A 15,504-nucleotide genomic window follows, 5' to 3' on the forward strand; every position below is an offset into this window, starting at 1 on the left:
CCACACCCGTGGAACACGAACGATTCCTCGCCATAACAAAACCTCAGCCGGCACAAGCCGCCTGATCAACTGTCCACGATTTGCGGGCAACCCCAGCAGGCGCTGCCCAATGAGGGGCTCATCGTGGCCGCCCCCGAATGGGCCGAACCAGAATAGGGCCTGACGCCTCCCTTTCGCGGCCGCTCCCCCGCCCATTCAAAAGCGCCGATAACTTACGTTTCGTCGTTCTCGCACTGACGCGCTAGCTCCTCTAGATGCGCCGACGACCCGCCCAGCTGATTGGGATCGAGAACGGCTCAGGACGGATCACCTGGTCCATCAGGATGGCTTCGCAAACGGGCAATGCGGCGTCGGGCACGCCGTCGCCGGTACGGGGGCGGTCTATCGCCTGTCATGCGGGATCCCGCACGTTTGACCATGAGATGTGCGGAGAGGGGGAACCAGTCGCCATGACGCTCACCGACTGTCACCGCGTGCCTTGCCTTACGGGCGGGTGCTCGATCGCGGCCGGCGACCGGGCCCCAGCCTTGGCTCCGGAGCCTAGTAGTTCGGAGCGGAACGAAATCACGCTCAAGATGGAACTGCCGCGCTCGGACCGGCGCGGCAGTCGGCCGGGGGAGTGGCGGAAAATGGGCAAAAGGAAGTGTGGACACTGTCCACACTTTCGGCTTCGGATCGGGTCGTACATCGGCCGGACTGGGCCGTATTGGGGATGTTTGCGGGAGTTCCCAGTGTTTTCAAGGGCTGGAATGCAGTTCGAGTCCCACCTCGGGCACAGTGTTTTAGCAGGTCAGAGGCGTTTTTCTCTGAAATTGGCACTTTTCCGTGTGCACAATGTGCACACTCTTGCCTCTGACCTGCTTCTCCGGGAGGTGTGTGGGTTCCCGGGCCCCTATTCGGTTGTGTGGGGGAGCCGGTTCAGTCCGGCCAGCCGGGTCCCGACTGAACAGACTTCCTCTGGGAGTTCATCCTTGGTCCTTCCTGTTGGTTTTCGTCTTCACCAGTTCATGGCGGCTATGGCCGGAGACAACATGAACTGCTGACTATTTGTGGCCCTGGATCGTGGCTGACGGCCAGTTCCGATATAGCTGTTCTGACTCGTTCACGTCGGAATGTCGGTGACGGAGGCCGCGGCCCCTATGCGGCTCCTCGCTTGGGTCGTGAACGTGGCCATTGAACAGGCCCCCACGGCCAGGATTATTCCATCTCCAAACCTGACCAGCGGCTCCAGGTCTGTCTCCGCCGAGACGCGGCTCCTCAATCGAGCCCACCAAGCCATGAGGATATCGAGCAGGGATGAACGCCACGTGCTGCGCCTCGTGATCCTCCCACCGGTAACCACCAGTTCTCAGGATGGCCTTCAACGAAACGGTGAGACTGGTCCTTCACTCACGGGACACTCAATCCGACTATTCCCGATCATCTTTGGGGTAGCGCTCACCCAACAGGTCCGGGAGATTGTCATAGGTTCCTCGTGCCCGACGGGCAGCTGACACATCGAGTACGTGGCCGTTATCGAGGAGAGTCGCTGCAATGAAAATCGCATTGGATAGCTGTTTCAGCGTCATGTCTTCAACGGGCTTGACCCCAGGCATTTCCGTCGCTGGGTAGGGGATCGACTTCTAGGGGCCAACACTCGAAAGCGGGCTTCGGACCTGCTTTCCTGCAGCTGACTTTGGGGAAATGGCGGTGAGGGCGGTGCGCGCGGCAATGAGCAGGGTAAAGGCTGTTGCGAGGCCGAGAACCGTCCAGGCATAAATTTCCCGCCCGGGGATATCGGTTGTCGCTAGCCAGCGGATGGCATAGTTCGAGGTGGCAGCAACAGGAAAAGTGAATACCCAAAACATTTGCGTGAAGGGAAGCCTGCTGTACTCGGGGAGGAGCATGACCTGCATCAGCGCCATGATCAACAGCACGCCTGTTAGGCCGAGCTGCACTCCCCCCACGGGTCCTGGATGTGACACCATCCAGGCGATATTGGCCGTTGCAGGCGCAGCCAGATATGCGGACAGTCCGATCTTGGCTCCTGGTGGCAGCTCGCCGCCCGTCATCAGGCGCACGGTGACGACGGTTCCTATGACCAGCCAGAAGAACGCGCCGATGCCAAACGCGGCCATGGCCGCACTGTGGGCGTGGACGGTTGAGAATCCGATGCTGGCAACGAAGAATCCGGGCACGACGGGCAGCAAGTAGCCGGGATGGATGGATTGCATGGATACCCCGCCGGTGATCCAGTGAGCGAGGAGCTGGGCAGCGACGATGGCAAGGGCGGCAATGAAAGCCGTGCACAGCCAGGCGCCCCATGGCGGCAGATACTGGCTGTAGTGCGACGAAAGCAGGATCCCCACCAGTGGGATGAAGGATGCAAATGGCCCCGCCAGTTCATGTCTCAGGTCGGCCCGGAATGCTCCTCTTCTGCGAAGGCCACGGAACACGTAGACGGCGGTCAGGACCAGCCACAGAGAGCTGGCTGCTACGTAAAGAATTTCCTCCGGCCACATCGGGGATCCGAGAGAGCTCCTCGCGGCCGACCAGCCGCCGCCGAGACCAGCAAGCCCCAAGGGAATGCCGAAGCGGCTCAAAGCCGGCATTCCCGAAAGGGTGGCCGGGGACAAGGCGCGACCCTGAGACGTAGGCGTCAGCGCAACATCGGTACCGGTATCAGTCATCATGTCAGGGCGCCCGGTTGGTGGGTGAAGATGAGCAGCGTGCTCGTCGCCGTGGCGAGGAGCTCTCCACTGGCGGTGCTGAGGTGGCCTTCGGTGAATATCATGCGCGAGCCGGATTTCACGACTGACCCCTCTGCGCGAAGAGCACCCTTCTGGAGCGTGATGGGTCGCAGGTACTTGACCGCCAGGTCGATGGAGGTGTATCCGATCCCTGCTTCCAGCGTACTGTGTGCTGCGCAGCCGAGCACCGTGTCGAGGAGCGTGCAGGCCAGCCCGCCGTGCACGTTTCCGAGGGGGTTGTAGTGCGCTTCTCCAGGCCAGCACTCGAACTCGACGTGTCCGTACTCCGCATCGACGAGATCGAAATTCATGAGGGAAGCGATCGGCGGCGGCGAAAGGCTGCCGTCGCGGAGGCCGGAAAAGTAGTCCAGACAAGACAGTCGTGGCAGTTGTTCGAGCGCGATCGCTGGATCCGTCCAGGTGAAGGTTTCCGAGCGTTCCGCTGACGTGTTGGTTGACATAGGGGTACCCTCCTTAGGTTCTCTGCGGGTCTTGCGGGTTCTGGGACTCAACCCTCAAGTTGCTTCTCGAAGCAGACTGACAACGGTATCGCCGTGTTGTAGGGCGGATACACCGGAATTTGCCTGTAGCCGATCTTTCGGTAGAGGGCTTCTGCTTCTGGTTGTTTGCCGCCGGTTTGAAGAATGACCCGTCTGGCGCCAGCCGCAGCTGCGATTTGCTCCAGTCCGGCCATGAGTTGACTCGCCGCTCCGAGGCCACGCGCTGCGGGTTCAACGATGACACGCTTGACTTCCCATTCCCCGTCCAGCAGGCGAAGTGCCCCGTGCCCTATCGCGTGCCCGAAGGAGGTAACAACGAGGACATTCGCGACAAAGTCTTCGGCCGGGACGCTTAGTGCAGACCTGACGGCGGCCGGAAGGGTGGGCTCTTCCGCCGTGGCGTACCGGGCGAGGAGTTCTTTGATCAGCAGCTCCCGCAGTCGTGCAGCACGCGGATCTTCAAAACTAACTTCCTCCAGATGCAGAGCCAATTTCTCAGCCGACACGACACCCTCCTTCAGATAACCGTGGTCGCAATTCCTACTTTGATCATGCATTTTCTGGGCGGCGCTCCTCTGTTTCCAGCCGTATTGGAGTCCCCGAGCCGGGGACTCCAATACGGGGGTCTGGTTGTGCTTTGGACTGCTCAGTGGCTCACAGATGCCATTTTCCGGATGCGGGGATGGTTCTCTATTGCCCACCGCACGGTCTTCGGCGGCCGCCCGAGCAGGGTTTCGAGATGTTCGCTGACTCCGGCGGCGCCGTAGCGTCCGCCGGCGACCAGCCGGGTCAGTGACTTCAGGTGCTCCGCTATGTGTGGATGGGCGGCCATGGCACTGTCCACGTACTGCTCGTTCCAGGTTTCTACATCTTCGGGAATGTAAGTGACCTGGCGTCCCAGCGCGGCTGCGTAGTCTTCCGCGAACTCGTGCATGTCCTTGAGTTCCGGACCGGTGAGCTCGTAGGACTTCGAGATATGCGGTGCCGGGTCGAGGAGGATCTTCGCGCATAGTTCCGCGACGTCGTAACCGGCGATGGGCGCGAACCGCTGGGTACCGAAGGGCAGGCGCAGTTCGCCATTGCCCAGCGGCTCCAGCGCCAGCCACGTCAGGATGGGGTTCTCGACGAATATGGCCGCCCGAACGTTGACGGTCGGGACACCAGACCAGTCCAGCACCTGCTCGGCCACCCAGTGGGCCCGATGCTGCGGTGACCAGTCGGTGACGAGTCCGCCCAGCCACTCACGCCGTTCTTCGACTGGTGCGGTCATCTTCTCGAACGGCATGAACCACTGCTCGTACTCGGAGATGTTGACGAAGACTTCGATGTCGCCCTGTGCCCGCGCCGCCGCTGCCATCAGGCTGACGGCGTCAGTGTAGTACGGCGACAGGCTCATGCTGAAGTAGATGCGCCGGCAGCCCTTCAGTGCAGCGGTCACGTCGGCGATGTTCAGCAGGTCACCGACGAAGACCTCGGCCCCGGCCCGGCGGAGCGAGTCCGCGCGCACGTCGTCCTGTCGCACGAACGCGCGCACCGGGTGCCCTTGTTCAATCAGCATGTCGACCATCGTCCTGCTCACACCACCGATTTCGCCGGCCGCGCCGGTGATCAGGATGGGATTACGCTCTGTCATTTGTGTCCTTTTGTCTGATTGAGGTTTGTCTAGCTGGGCGGTCAGATGTTCAGGGAGTCCAGGATGTGCTTGGCCGAATGATGCCGGCACAGTGGTTCGGCGTCGTGCCATGGGTTCGCGTGGCCGTCGATGCCGGCGAGGAACTCGAGGAGCGCGGCATTTACCTCGCCGGGACGCTCCTGCTGAGTCCAGTGCCCACAGCCCGGCAGCACCACCGCGTCGTGCAGTCCAGGCACCAGCGCGGTCAGCGAGGCCAGCCCGCCTGGGCCGCTTAGGGAGGTGACCATGTCGCGGTCTCCCACCAGATACAGCGCGGGGACGTCGATCCCGCGGCCCCGGAAAGGCGCGAGCAGTTCGTTGTTGCGTTCGATGTTCCGGTACCAGTTGAAGGCTCCGGTGAAGGCCTGCTCCCCGTGCAGGGCGAAGTCCTCGGCGTACATTTGGATATCCTCTTCCGTCAGCCAGGCCGGGAGAGGGGGAGATTCCGGCATGGTGTCCAGGAGTCCCAGGCCCTCCGGTATGACCAGCGGGCGGGGCTCCGTGCTGAGGGGGTTGTCACCTGAGGCGCCGACCAGGATGCGGCGGAAGGAGTCCGGGATGTCCTTGGCGAGCTCCGCGTCAACGACTCCCGGCCGCTGGAAGTAGACCTGGTAGAAGCCCTCGCCGTACTGGGTGCGCGTGATCGAGGGCGGGACCATCCCGCCGGGCAGAATCGGCGGGACACTGAGTCCGGCCACCGCGCGGACCTTGTCCGGGCGCAACATTGCCGCGGTCCACGCAACGGTGCACCCCAGTCGTGGCCCACAAGGATCGCCTGCTCCTCGCCCAGCTCCTCGATCAGGGCGATCACGTCGCCGACGAGGTGGAGCAGCGTGTACGACGTGACATCTGCCGGCTGCTCGCTGCGGGCGTAGCCGCGCTGGTCGGGGGCTACGACCCGGTACCCGGCCCCCGCAAGCGCCCCGAACTGGTGGCGCCAGGAGTACCAACTCTCTGGCCAGCCGTGGAGTAGCAGCACCAGCGGGCCTTCGCCCTGCTCGGCAATGTGCAGCCGGACGCCATTTACGTCGACGAAGCGGTGGGTGAGTGAACTGTGCACAAGGATTTCCTGCAAATCTGGATTGAGGGGTACTTCTTCGGCTGCGTTCCCGTGACTGGCAGCGTAGAACGGGATTTGACCGAGCTCGAATCCGCCCTAAGGTGCTGTGATAGGTGGCTTCGAGCTTCGTAAAACCGGTCGGTTTTATTACCGTAAACCGATCGGTCCTGTTATTGCAAACTGGATGGCCCTGTCAGGATCCAGGGCGATCCAGCTGGCAAGCCTTCGAGTGCCGATGCAACCATGGCGTCTTCGTCTCGGACGGCAGCTGGCTCAGCACTCGGACGCCCTGGCGCCTCCAGTCGTGGGTGTACCGCCGGGTTATGAATCGATGCGAAGCGCTGCACGCACCATCGATTCTGCGCGAGGGCACTAAGTCATCGGTCCTTGGTTAGGAACGCGACTACTAACGCATTTCTGCTGCGTCGAGCAGTGTGTTGACGGTGGGCGTGATGAGCCCTCTCAGGTTGTCAGCTCCGATGCCCGCCCGTGCGCTCGCGCCGTCGAAGACCAGACTTAGCTGTCGGGCCAGCAGGTCAGGATCATCCGCGCCACCTTGTGCAGCCTCGGTGCGGAAAAAAGCCGCCAAGTTTCCCTTGATCCGTTGGGCTACCTGGCTTGCGGGGTGGCTATGATCCTTGAGTTCGATCTGCACTGCCAGGTACCGACAGCCCTGGAACTCGGGCGCGCCGGCTTGCAATTCCACTTGTTGGAAGACGTGCAGGATACGCTCCCGAGGCGAACGGCCATCGCCCGCCGTAGGCAGGAGCCCCGCGACGAAGGCGGAGGAGCGTTGCTCCAGGCTCGCGGCCAGTAGGTCGTCCTTGCTGACGAACAACTCGTACATGGAACGCTTGGACACCCCGGCCGCTTTGCATAGCGCCTGGATGCCGATCCCGACACCGTCCCGATAGGTAAGCGTTGCCGCCGCCTCCAGTAGTCGCTCTCGGGAACTCGGATTCGTTGCTGTGGACATACTCCGAGGTTAACGCGAAATTCGCTGAAAGTGAAACCGATCGGTCCGCGACGGCGGGCTGGCATTTGCAGTGCAAAACCGATCGGTATACGCCTCCTGCAACCGATTGGTTTCTTAGATGTCGCGCTCAACAGGAGAGGGTCCAGCCGGAGAACTGGCGCAGCGACTCTCCGATACTTAAGGGCAGTGCAGATGCGAGGACGGGCGCCTTGTAGGCGGGTGAGCGGCAATAGGAACCCGTCCTCGGTCGATCGGTCAAGGCACTGAGAAGGTCCGCCTGCGGGGGACAGGCGGATCTTCCCAGTCAGAAGCCATATCGTTCCTGAAGAGCCACCAAGTAGACAACTGTCGAGTGCTGACTGTTGCGGATCCAAGTTTTTTGGTTTTCGGCGACGGTGCTTGCCAGAGGTAGATAGGGCTCTAGGGGCACGGCTCGGCGAGCTTCGCCAGCAGCTAAAGCGACGCCGCCTCCTCCAGTCCGAGTCCTCGGGTTTCGGGGGCCATCCTAAGGCTGACGAGGAAGCCGACCAGTGTGATGCCCGCGGCGATCAGCACCGTCGCTCCGATCCCCAGCTCGGTCAGCGAGAGCGGAACAAGGTAGGTGCCTGCTGCCGCGCCAATCCGGCTCAACGAGGATGCGAGCCCAACGGCGGTTCCCCGCACCTCGGTTGGAAAGAGTTCGTTGGGATACACCCACTGCAGGATTTGTGTTCCTCCAATAAAAACCGCATATCCGGCAAAAAGAAGCATTGTGACGGTGGGGGAAGCCTGGGGGATGAGACCCAATCCCAGCAGTGCAAGGCCCGACCACAGGAAGCTGTGGAGGATCACTTTTCTGCGTCCCAAGCGGTTGATTAACAGGACGAACACCAGCGCTCCCAACAGGAAGAGGACGGTGATGGCAGCGGATCCAAAGTTGGCCATGGTCCCTCCTAGGCCGAGCGCGTCGAGGATCCTGGGCGCGAAGGCATAAATCGCGAACAGCGGAATGATGGAGCAGGTCCAGAAGACGGATATGAAGAAGATACGGCCGCCGTACCCGGACCGGAACAGGACGCCGGCACTCACGCGATCGCCCGCGGGCGACTCGAAGCTCGCCAGCTTCACGCCTTCGCCGAAGACCCGGGCAACTACGGCTCTCGCTTCTTCCACTCGCCCTTTGTTGGCGAGCCATCGAGGTGATTCGGGAGTGCCGTGCCGGAGGATGAGGAAGACCAAAGCCGGGAGCGTGGCGCTGGCCAGCATCCACCGCCATCCGTCAGGTCCTGTTTGGAGCAGGAGTTCACCCACGATGTAGGCGACTGCGGCACCCACAAACCACATGACGATCAGGCCGCCCACTAGGGGTCCCCGATATCTTCGAGGAGTAAACTCAACGAGCAGCGACGTGGCTATCGGGTAATCGGCGCCCACCGCGATGCCTATCAGGAGCCTGAGCACAAATAATCCAACGGCGTCCTGAACCCAAAATTGCAGCGCTGAACACAAGACGATTGCGGCGAGGTCAAGAGTGTAAAGGGTTTGCCGTCCGAACTTATCGGTCAGCCATCCGCCGAGGAATCCGCCAATGAAGATTCCTACGAGCGCGGAGGCGCCGATCAGGCCTTCCCAGTAGACGGTCAGCTCCAGTTGTGGAGTCGCTTGGACCAGCGCAACGCCGATGATGCTCAAGACGTAGCCATCAAGGAAGGGACCGCCCGCAGAATAGACAGCCAGCCGCTTATGGAAGCTGTTGAGGGGAAGGTCCTCTACGTTTACTGATGGTGGCATCACCTTGAGTGTCCTACAAAAGACCGATCCTGACGAGACCGCTCCGGGCGAATGATGCCTACTGGGGGACGAGGCGCTTCTCGAGGCGCTGGCGAGCACTGGTCAAGGACTGCTTGGTCAATTTAGCGGCTGCCTTCACGTCCCTTGCCCGGGCGGCTTCCAAAATGGCGGGCTGTGGGGTCCAAAGACTGGCGTCGTCGTGCTCGATTGCTTCCGTGGCGCCGATGACTTTGTAGGGCCGGCACTGAAGCCAGAGATTTTCTATGAGGTCCATCAGGACCGGGTTGCCGCCTGCGGAGTACAGGGTGCGGAGCAGGTCTTCGTCATCATCCAAGGCATTCCACACGCGGCGTTCGGTGACCGCTTTTTGCATTCGGGCGCAGGCAGCCTCCATGCGCGCTACGTCAGCGTCAGTGACGTTGGCAGCTCCGCGGCGGGCGGCCTCAACCTCCAATGTGGCCCGTACTTCGTAGATATGGATCAGTTCATCGACGGTGAATTCACGGACGACTGCCCCCCGGTGGGCCGCCACCCGAGTGGCCAGTCCTGTCTCTTCCAGCCGGCGAATGGCCTCCCTGACCGGCATCACGCTTGTACCGACCATCGCAGCAACGTCCCGGACCCTTAAAGGGAAGCCCCCGGCCAATTCGCCGGTGAGAATCGCGGTGCGCAGGGCCTCGTAGACTTGATCCGCTACAAGGGTGGGTGTGATCGAAAAGGCCGGAAAGGATCCGGACTGGGCCCCCAACAAGGGCTTCTTGATCTCCTGTTGTTGGGCAGCATCCGCTTTTTTTCCTGGCATGGGAACGATCCTAATGGCGAGCGGCCCTGTTTTGCTCGTATTGCCAGTGTCAAGCGTCATGCACACACTCCTAAACATGTTCCAAAGCTAAACATGATCCAAAAATCTCCAGCCTAGCTATTGCGTGATTTGTGATCACATATCTAAACTGGAGTAAAGGCGCCAAGCACGCCGTAGAGAAGTCAAGTGAGCAGTAGCGGCACGCACCCAGTGCCATATCACCGACAGAGGCCGGGCCCCAAGGACAACATTTGTCCAAAGCCACTAAGACCAGGAAACCGCAGCCATGAAGAAGCTGACAGCCCCAAGAACCACCCAGCAGCGCCTGCACTACGACGCACTTCCAGCCTTGAAGCAGGAAGCGGCCGACCGGCGCACCTGGACAGGTTGCACCGGTGGAGAGTTTTCGCTGGATTGCCCCTTCTGCTGGAGCCCCGAACCCAGCCGTCAGCGGAACGTGGCCGACGACCTGTGCTGAAACCCTGAGGACCGAATGTCCGAACGTCACAATCAGCCCACAATTAAGCCGCTTCCCGGAAGCCTCTCCGGAACCCGTGTGGCGGGGATCGTTGATCGCGTTGGAACTGAACCGTCCCGGGTTTGATGCCGCTATCTTCTGTGAGAAAGATAGTGATTATGCCCAAGCAGTTCCCGCCCGAAGTCCGTGATCGTGCAGTGCGCATGACCTTGGATCGATTGCCCGAATACCCGTCTGTCTATGCTGCCTGCAAGGCGCTGGCGCCAAAGCTCGGGGTCGGCCCTGAATCGCTGCGCCGCTGGGTTGTCCAAGCCCAAGTCGATGCGGGAGAGAAGGCCGGACCAAGCAGTGAGGAGCTGGAGGAAATCAAGCGGCTCCGGGCTGAAGTGCGGGACTTGAAAGAGTCCAACGAGATCCTCAAACAGGCCTCGATTTTCTTCGCGAGGGAGCTCGACCCTCGCCGCCGCTGATCTGTCGATTCATCGACGAAATGCGCGCTGTTGGTCATGCGCTCGAGTCGATCTGCGCCGTCCTGCGGGAGCAGGGCGTGCAGGTCGCCGCACGAACCTACCGGGCGTGGAAGAAACGCCTGCCAGCCCTGCGCACCATCGAAGACGCCCGCATCACCGATGCGCTGCGCAGCTTGAAAGTCCCCGACGCGAAGGGACGACCCCGGCCCGAGATCATCTACGGGCGACGGAAAATGACGCAGTGGCTGCGCCGCAACGGCTTCCCCGAAGCTTCCAAACACACCGTGGACCGGCTCATGCGCGAAGAAGGGATGAGCGGCCTCGTCCGAGGCCGCAAGACCCGCACCACGATCCCGGGCAAGGACGGCCGCCGCGCCGGCGACCTGCTGAACCGGGACTTCACCTCCCCGGCCCCGAACCAGATCTGGGTGACCGACTTCACCTACGTCCCGGTCTACTCCGGATTCGTCTATGTCGCCCTGGTCATCGACCTGTACTCCCGGGCGATCGTCGGCTGGGAAACCTCGACCGTCAAGGACACCGCATTCGTCGAACACTGCCTGAGAATGGCCCTGTGGCGGCGCCAACACACCGGCCGGCCCGTGCCAGCGGGACTGATCCACCACTCCGATGCCGGCTCTCAGTACACCTCCATCCGCTACACCGACACACTGGCCCTGGAAGGACTCCAGCCCTCCATCGGCAGCGTCGGTGACGCATATGACAACGCTGCCGCGGAGACCGTGATGGGGCTGTTCAAGAACGAGGCTGTCGCGAAGGATTCACCGTTCCGCACGGGGGCGTTGAAGACCGAAACCGACGTGATGGAGATCGTTTTCGAGTGGGTCCGCTGGTACAACAACCAGCGCCTCCATTCCTCCCTCGGGCACCAGACGCCCGAGGAATTCGAGCAGGCATACTATGCTCGAGAAACCGGCCCGTTACCCGACGACGCCGCCAACAAACAGGCGGCATGATTCCCGGGACGGTTCATACCCGTAGCCGGAACCCTGCTTGGCGTAGCCGTGGACCTCGATGATCGTGTCATCGACATCGACGAACACGAAATCCTCCGCACCGGGGCTCCCGAGCAGCGCGGCCCGGGTCCCCAGATTGGCCAGGAACGCGGAGGCGACAGCGTCCAATTGGCGCACGTGCCCGAACGTGAAGGCACGCAGGAACGAACCCAGAGTGGAAGGCGCGTAACAAGCGGTGAAGAGCCGCTTCATTCCGCCGTGGCGCAGCAGGGCCATCTCATCAATACTGTCCGCGCCGGAGACCATCCCGGCCACCAGGGAAGCAACCTTCAATCCCGGCGTTCGCGCCCTTGTCCGTCGGAACCGACAGCCATTCATCGGGACCAGCTCGTGCAGCCCGGCGTCCCGGGCCAACACCATCATCGGGACCAGCCCGGCCGAAGACACGAGGTTCGGCTCGTCGAACGAAACTGACAACACGGCGTCCCTGTGGGAAACTTGCATCTACGAGGTGCCTCTCTTTTCGGTGAAAATGAGTTCTAGACAAGCTTCATTCTCCGTGAAAAGACAGGCATTCTCGGTTTAAACCGCCGCAGGCATCCCGATCAACATCGGTGGATCAAGGCTTAGGAATGCCGCAACCCGCGTCAGACGGGTGCAGTCACATGGCCAAGGTCCGCGGCTGCCTGGCAGGTGCAGTCGATGAACCGGGCACGGGCGTCCTCTGACTCAGCCCGTTCAAGGGGGACCATGGTGGTGACGACGCCTGCGAGGCCGCCGGCCTCGACAAAGACGGGGGCGCTTACGCCCCAGATGCCCGGAGCGAGGGCGCCCGAGCTCGTTGCATAGCCGACCTCCCTGATCTCAGCGAGGTCGGCACGGATGGTGGCTTCTTCTTCTCGGCCAAGGAAATGCCCCGCAAGAATTGCATCGACTTCATCCTCCGGCACGGCGGACAACATCGCCCGCGCGCTGGCCCCGTGCAAAAGCGGACGCGAGCGTCCGGCGGCATAACTGCAACTGAGGATGTGCTCGCTCTCCACCGATTCGACGCAGAGGGCCTCGCTGCTGCTCTGAACCAGGAAGGCAGCCAACTCTCCGGTTTCCCGTGAAAGCTGTTCAAGCCGCTGCCTCACCACCCCTTGTGCCAAGGCTTCATTGCGGTAGTTGTCGGCTAGCCGCACCACCTCCGGCCCCGCTGAATAACGGCCGATAACCTGGCTTTCCACGACGAAGCCGGCCTGCAACAAGGTCTGGAGATGCCGGTAAACAGTGGACACTGGAAGCCGCAGAAGGCCTGAAATCTGCGAGCTGCTAAGGCTCCGGTGGCGGGCGAACAGCAGCAGGATGGACATCCCTGTCCCGCGTTCGTCACGCCGTTTGGGTGACGCGGTTGAGGCATGGTTAGGGGCCGTTGGTTTATGCGTGAGAATACGTTTCTTCATGGGAGAACTTCCGTGGCTGTGTGGAAGGCCGGAGAGAGTGCAGCAGCCGCCGCCTGAGCATGATCGGGCGGCGGCTGCTGGAAGCCGTTCGGAGCGTTGCGAGAGAGGCTCGACGGCGGTTGGAGGCTGAGTGCGCCAAAGCGCACCCGGCCGGTCAGGGGAAGCCCCGTCAGTGGGGCCGCGGTTTTGTTACTGGGCGAGGTATGGCTGCCGCCATTCGCTGGACGGCGAGAAGTTCTCGTGGATGAACCGGCCGCTGAGCCACCGCTGCAGGGCCAGGCGGGAACCGGCCTTGTCATTGGTGCCGGAGCCGCGGCCGCCGCCAAAGGCGACCTGTCCCATGAGGGCGCCGGTGGGCTTGTCATTGATGTACGTCATGCCCGAGGCGTTGCGGAGCTTGTCCAGGGCAAGCGAGACGGCGCGACGGTCATTGGCAAAGATGGACAGGGTCAGGGCATAGTTGCTGGTCTGGTCCACCAGGTCCAGGACGGACTCCCACTCGTTGTCCTCGTAGACGTAGACCGTCAGGATGGGGCCGAAGAACTCTTCGCTCATGGTGAAGGCGTGCGGATCGGTGGTCTCGAAGATCGTGGGTTCGACGAACCACCCCTCTTCGGCGTGGACGCTGCCGCCGGCCAGGAGGGTGTGGCTCGGAAGGGCCTTGGCTTTCTCGAGGGCACCTTCCAGCTTGCGGAGCGATGTTTCGTCGATGACTGCTCCGAGGAACGTCTCGTGCTCGGCCACGTCGCCCACCCGCAGCGACTTGACGGTCTCGACGAGTTCGTCCTTGATCTGGGTCCAGATGCTGCGCGGGATGTAGGTGCGCGATGCCGCGGAGCACTTCTGGCCCGAGTACTCGAAGCCACTCCGGATCAGGGCAGCGCGCAGGGCGTCCGGATCGGCGCTGGGGTGTGCCACCACAGCGTTCTTGCCACCCGTTTCGCCTACCAGACGGGGGAAGGAGCGGTACTGGTCGATGTTGTCTCCGGCTTTTTTCCAGAGGCTGCGGAACACGTCCGTGGAACCCGTGAAGGTCAGGCCGGCGAAGTCCGGGTGGCTCATCGCCTGGTCGGAGATCGCACGGCCCGAGCCGTGGACGAGGTTGATCACACCTGGCGGAAGGCCGGCTTCCTCGAACATCCGCATAAGGACGTCATTGCTGAGGGCCGACTTCTCGGAGGGCTTCCAGACAACGGTGTTTCCCATGAGTGCGGCAGTGGTGGGAAGGTTGCTGGCAATGGCGGTGAAGTTGAACGGGGTGATGGCCAGGACGAAGCCTTCCAGGCCGCGCTGGTCCAGCGAGTTGCCTTCGCCCTGCAGGGACTCGGGCTGATCAGCGAAGATCTGCTGGGCGAGGTGGGCGTTGTAGCGGAAGAAGTCCGCTACTTCGCTGGCGGCGTCGATCTCTGCCTGGTGGAACGTCTTGGACTGCCCAAGCATGGTGGTGGCTACCAGTTCGTCCCGGTACTTGCCGGCGGCCAGGTTTCCGGCGCGCAGGAAGATCGCGGCGCGTTCCCACCAGGGAGTCCGGGACCAGTCGTGTTGGGCTGCCAGGGCTGCGTCGATCGCAGACTGGACTACTGCCTCATCTGCCGTGGGGATGCGGCCCAATACCTGGGCGTGGCGGTGGGGGGCTGTGACGTTGCGCAGCTCCCCGGTCATGGAGCGTACTCCGTTGATGACATGGGGAAGGTCGCGGACGCTGGATGAGACCTCGGCGATCATCTTCTTGACCGAGGCCGCCTCCGGTGAGCCGGGACGGAATTCCCGCGACGGCTCGTTGTAGGGCGTAGGGACCTTGAAGTTTCCAGCAACGCTGACAGATTGGGTGGACATTATCTGGGTTTCTCCTTTTGGACGTTCCCGGGCAGTAGGCCCCGGGCTGGTTATTGGGTTTCGAGTCGGAGCTCCAGCCGGCGCAGGGCGCTGGCGAGGGAGTCCGCGGTGATAGTGGTGGTTGCGGCGGTGTTGCCGGCGATGAGTGCCTGGACCAAGGCTGGTTGCGGGGTCCAGAGCGTGTTGTCGTTCTTGGCAAGGGCCTCCGTTGCGCCGATCACCTTGTAGGGCCGGCACTGGAGCCAAAGTTGTTCGATGGTGCTAACGAGGACGGGATTGCCCGAGGCCCGGTAAAGGGTCCGGAGAACGTCCTCGTCAAGGTCCAGGGCGTCGATGATGCGGCCGTCCGCAACGGCCTTCTGCATCTTTTCGCAGGAGTTTTCCATCTCCCGCAGGTTCTTGCGGCTGACGTTGGGGGCTCCCAGGGTCGCTGCTTGTACCTCGAGAATGGTACGTACGTCGTAGATGTGGATCAGCTCGGTGGCAGTGAACGTCCTGACCACTGCACCCTTGTGGGGGATGCGGGTGGCCAGTCTTGCTTCTTCCAGGCGGCGGATGGCCTCCCGGACGGGCATGACGCTGGTGCCTACCATGGCTGCCAGGTCGCGGACCCGAAGGGGTGACCCGGATTCCAAGGATCCGGTCAGGATGGCGTTCTCCAGGACCTCGTACACCTGGTCAGCCACCAACGTGGGGGTGACTGGACGGGTCATTGGAAGGCTCATGAAGTACTCCGTTTCTAGCTCGCGGCCGCTAAGCGTGATATTTGATCACAATTCAGCTTACGTC

General features: G+C 62.1%; 14 protein-coding genes and 1 pseudogene. 2 read left to right on the forward strand and 13 right to left on the reverse strand.

What is annotated here, in order from left to right; translation table 11 throughout:
* Positions 1-1,622 precede the first annotated feature (1,622 nt).
* The 9 genes from ABIB51_RS20230 to ABIB51_RS20270 all read right to left on the reverse strand — a co-directional run bounded on the left by ABIB51_RS20230 (position 1,623) and on the right by ABIB51_RS20270 (position 9,569).
* The gene (locus ABIB51_RS20230; protein WP_354191144.1) at positions 1,623-2,672 is read right to left on the reverse strand and encodes an SLAC1 family transporter; all 1,050 of its coding nucleotides are present in this window, start codon (positions 2,670-2,672) and stop codon (positions 1,623-1,625) included.
* On the reverse strand, positions 2,669-3,190 hold the full coding sequence (locus ABIB51_RS20235) for a PaaI family thioesterase (RefSeq protein ID WP_354191145.1): 522 nt from the start codon (positions 3,188-3,190) through the stop codon (positions 2,669-2,671). Before ABIB51_RS20235 ends, ABIB51_RS20230 begins: the two co-directional genes overlap by 4 nt.
* A 47-nt stretch (positions 3,191-3,237) precedes the next feature.
* Entirely contained in the window at positions 3,238-3,735 is a 498-nt protein-coding gene (locus tag ABIB51_RS20240) for a GNAT family N-acetyltransferase (RefSeq protein WP_354191146.1), read from the reverse strand.
* 140 nt (positions 3,736-3,875) lie between these two features.
* A complete protein-coding gene (locus ABIB51_RS20245; RefSeq protein ID WP_354191147.1) occupies positions 3,876-4,862 on the reverse strand; it encodes an NAD(P)H-binding protein in 987 nt (328 codons plus the stop codon).
* A gap of 41 nt (positions 4,863-4,903) precedes the next feature.
* Positions 4,904-5,302, reverse strand: coding sequence for an alpha/beta fold hydrolase (locus ABIB51_RS20250; protein ID WP_354191148.1), 399 nt, complete (start codon positions 5,300-5,302; stop codon positions 4,904-4,906).
* Between the two features lie 17 nt (positions 5,303-5,319).
* On the reverse strand, positions 5,320-5,961 hold the full coding sequence (locus ABIB51_RS20255) for an alpha/beta hydrolase (RefSeq protein ID WP_354191149.1): 642 nt from the start codon (positions 5,959-5,961) through the stop codon (positions 5,320-5,322).
* 406 nt (positions 5,962-6,367) lie between these two features.
* A complete protein-coding gene (locus ABIB51_RS20260) occupies positions 6,368-6,937 on the reverse strand; it encodes a TetR/AcrR family transcriptional regulator (RefSeq protein WP_354191150.1) in 570 nt (189 codons plus the stop codon).
* Positions 6,938-7,390: 453 nt separating this feature from the next.
* On the reverse strand, positions 7,391-8,707 hold the full coding sequence (locus ABIB51_RS20265; RefSeq protein ID WP_354191151.1) for an MFS transporter: 1,317 nt from the start codon (positions 8,705-8,707) through the stop codon (positions 7,391-7,393).
* A 58-nt stretch (positions 8,708-8,765) separates the two neighbouring features.
* The gene (locus ABIB51_RS20270; protein WP_354191152.1) at positions 8,766-9,569 is read right to left on the reverse strand and encodes a GntR family transcriptional regulator; all 804 of its coding nucleotides are present in this window, start codon (positions 9,567-9,569) and stop codon (positions 8,766-8,768) included.
* Between the two features lie 226 nt (positions 9,570-9,795).
* Here ABIB51_RS20270 and ABIB51_RS20275 point away from each other — a divergent pair, with 226 nt between their 5' ends.
* Positions 9,796-9,987 carry a hypothetical protein gene (locus ABIB51_RS20275; protein ID WP_354191153.1) on the forward strand — a complete coding sequence of 64 codons (192 nt, stop codon included), beginning with the start codon at positions 9,796-9,798 and terminating at the stop codon, positions 9,985-9,987.
* Between the two features lie 158 nt (positions 9,988-10,145).
* Positions 10,146-11,434 (forward strand): IS3 family transposase gene (locus ABIB51_RS20280; protein ID WP_354191154.1). Its coding sequence is split into 2 segments (ribosomal slippage): positions 10,146-10,419 and positions 10,419-11,434, totalling 1,290 coding nucleotides; the frame shifts between segments, so codons are not numbered across the junction.
* A gap of 3 nt (positions 11,435-11,437) precedes the next feature.
* On the opposite strand, the pseudogene ABIB51_RS20285 reads toward ABIB51_RS20280, so the two are convergent.
* From ABIB51_RS20285 to ABIB51_RS20300, 4 genes and pseudogenes are all read right to left on the reverse strand, one after another.
* Positions 11,438-11,938, reverse strand: a pseudogene (locus ABIB51_RS20285) (transposase family protein); the annotation flags it as partial.
* 143 nt (positions 11,939-12,081) lie between these two features.
* Positions 12,082-12,879 carry an IclR family transcriptional regulator gene (locus ABIB51_RS20290; RefSeq protein ID WP_354191155.1) on the reverse strand — a complete coding sequence of 266 codons (798 nt, stop codon included), beginning with the start codon at positions 12,877-12,879 and terminating at the stop codon, positions 12,082-12,084.
* 189 nt (positions 12,880-13,068) lie between these two features.
* A complete protein-coding gene (pruA, locus tag ABIB51_RS20295) occupies positions 13,069-14,715 on the reverse strand; it encodes an L-glutamate gamma-semialdehyde dehydrogenase (RefSeq protein ID WP_354191156.1) in 1,647 nt (548 codons plus the stop codon).
* 50 nt (positions 14,716-14,765) lie between these two features.
* Complete coding sequence (locus tag ABIB51_RS20300; RefSeq protein WP_354191157.1) at positions 14,766-15,440, reverse strand: GntR family transcriptional regulator; 675 nt, start codon at positions 15,438-15,440, stop codon at positions 14,766-14,768.
* Between the last annotated feature and the right edge of the window lie 64 nt (positions 15,441-15,504).

It is taken from the genome of Arthrobacter sp. UYCu712 (genome assembly GCF_040547005.1).
In the GTDB taxonomy this organism is placed as follows: domain Bacteria; phylum Actinomycetota; class Actinomycetes; order Actinomycetales; family Micrococcaceae; genus Arthrobacter.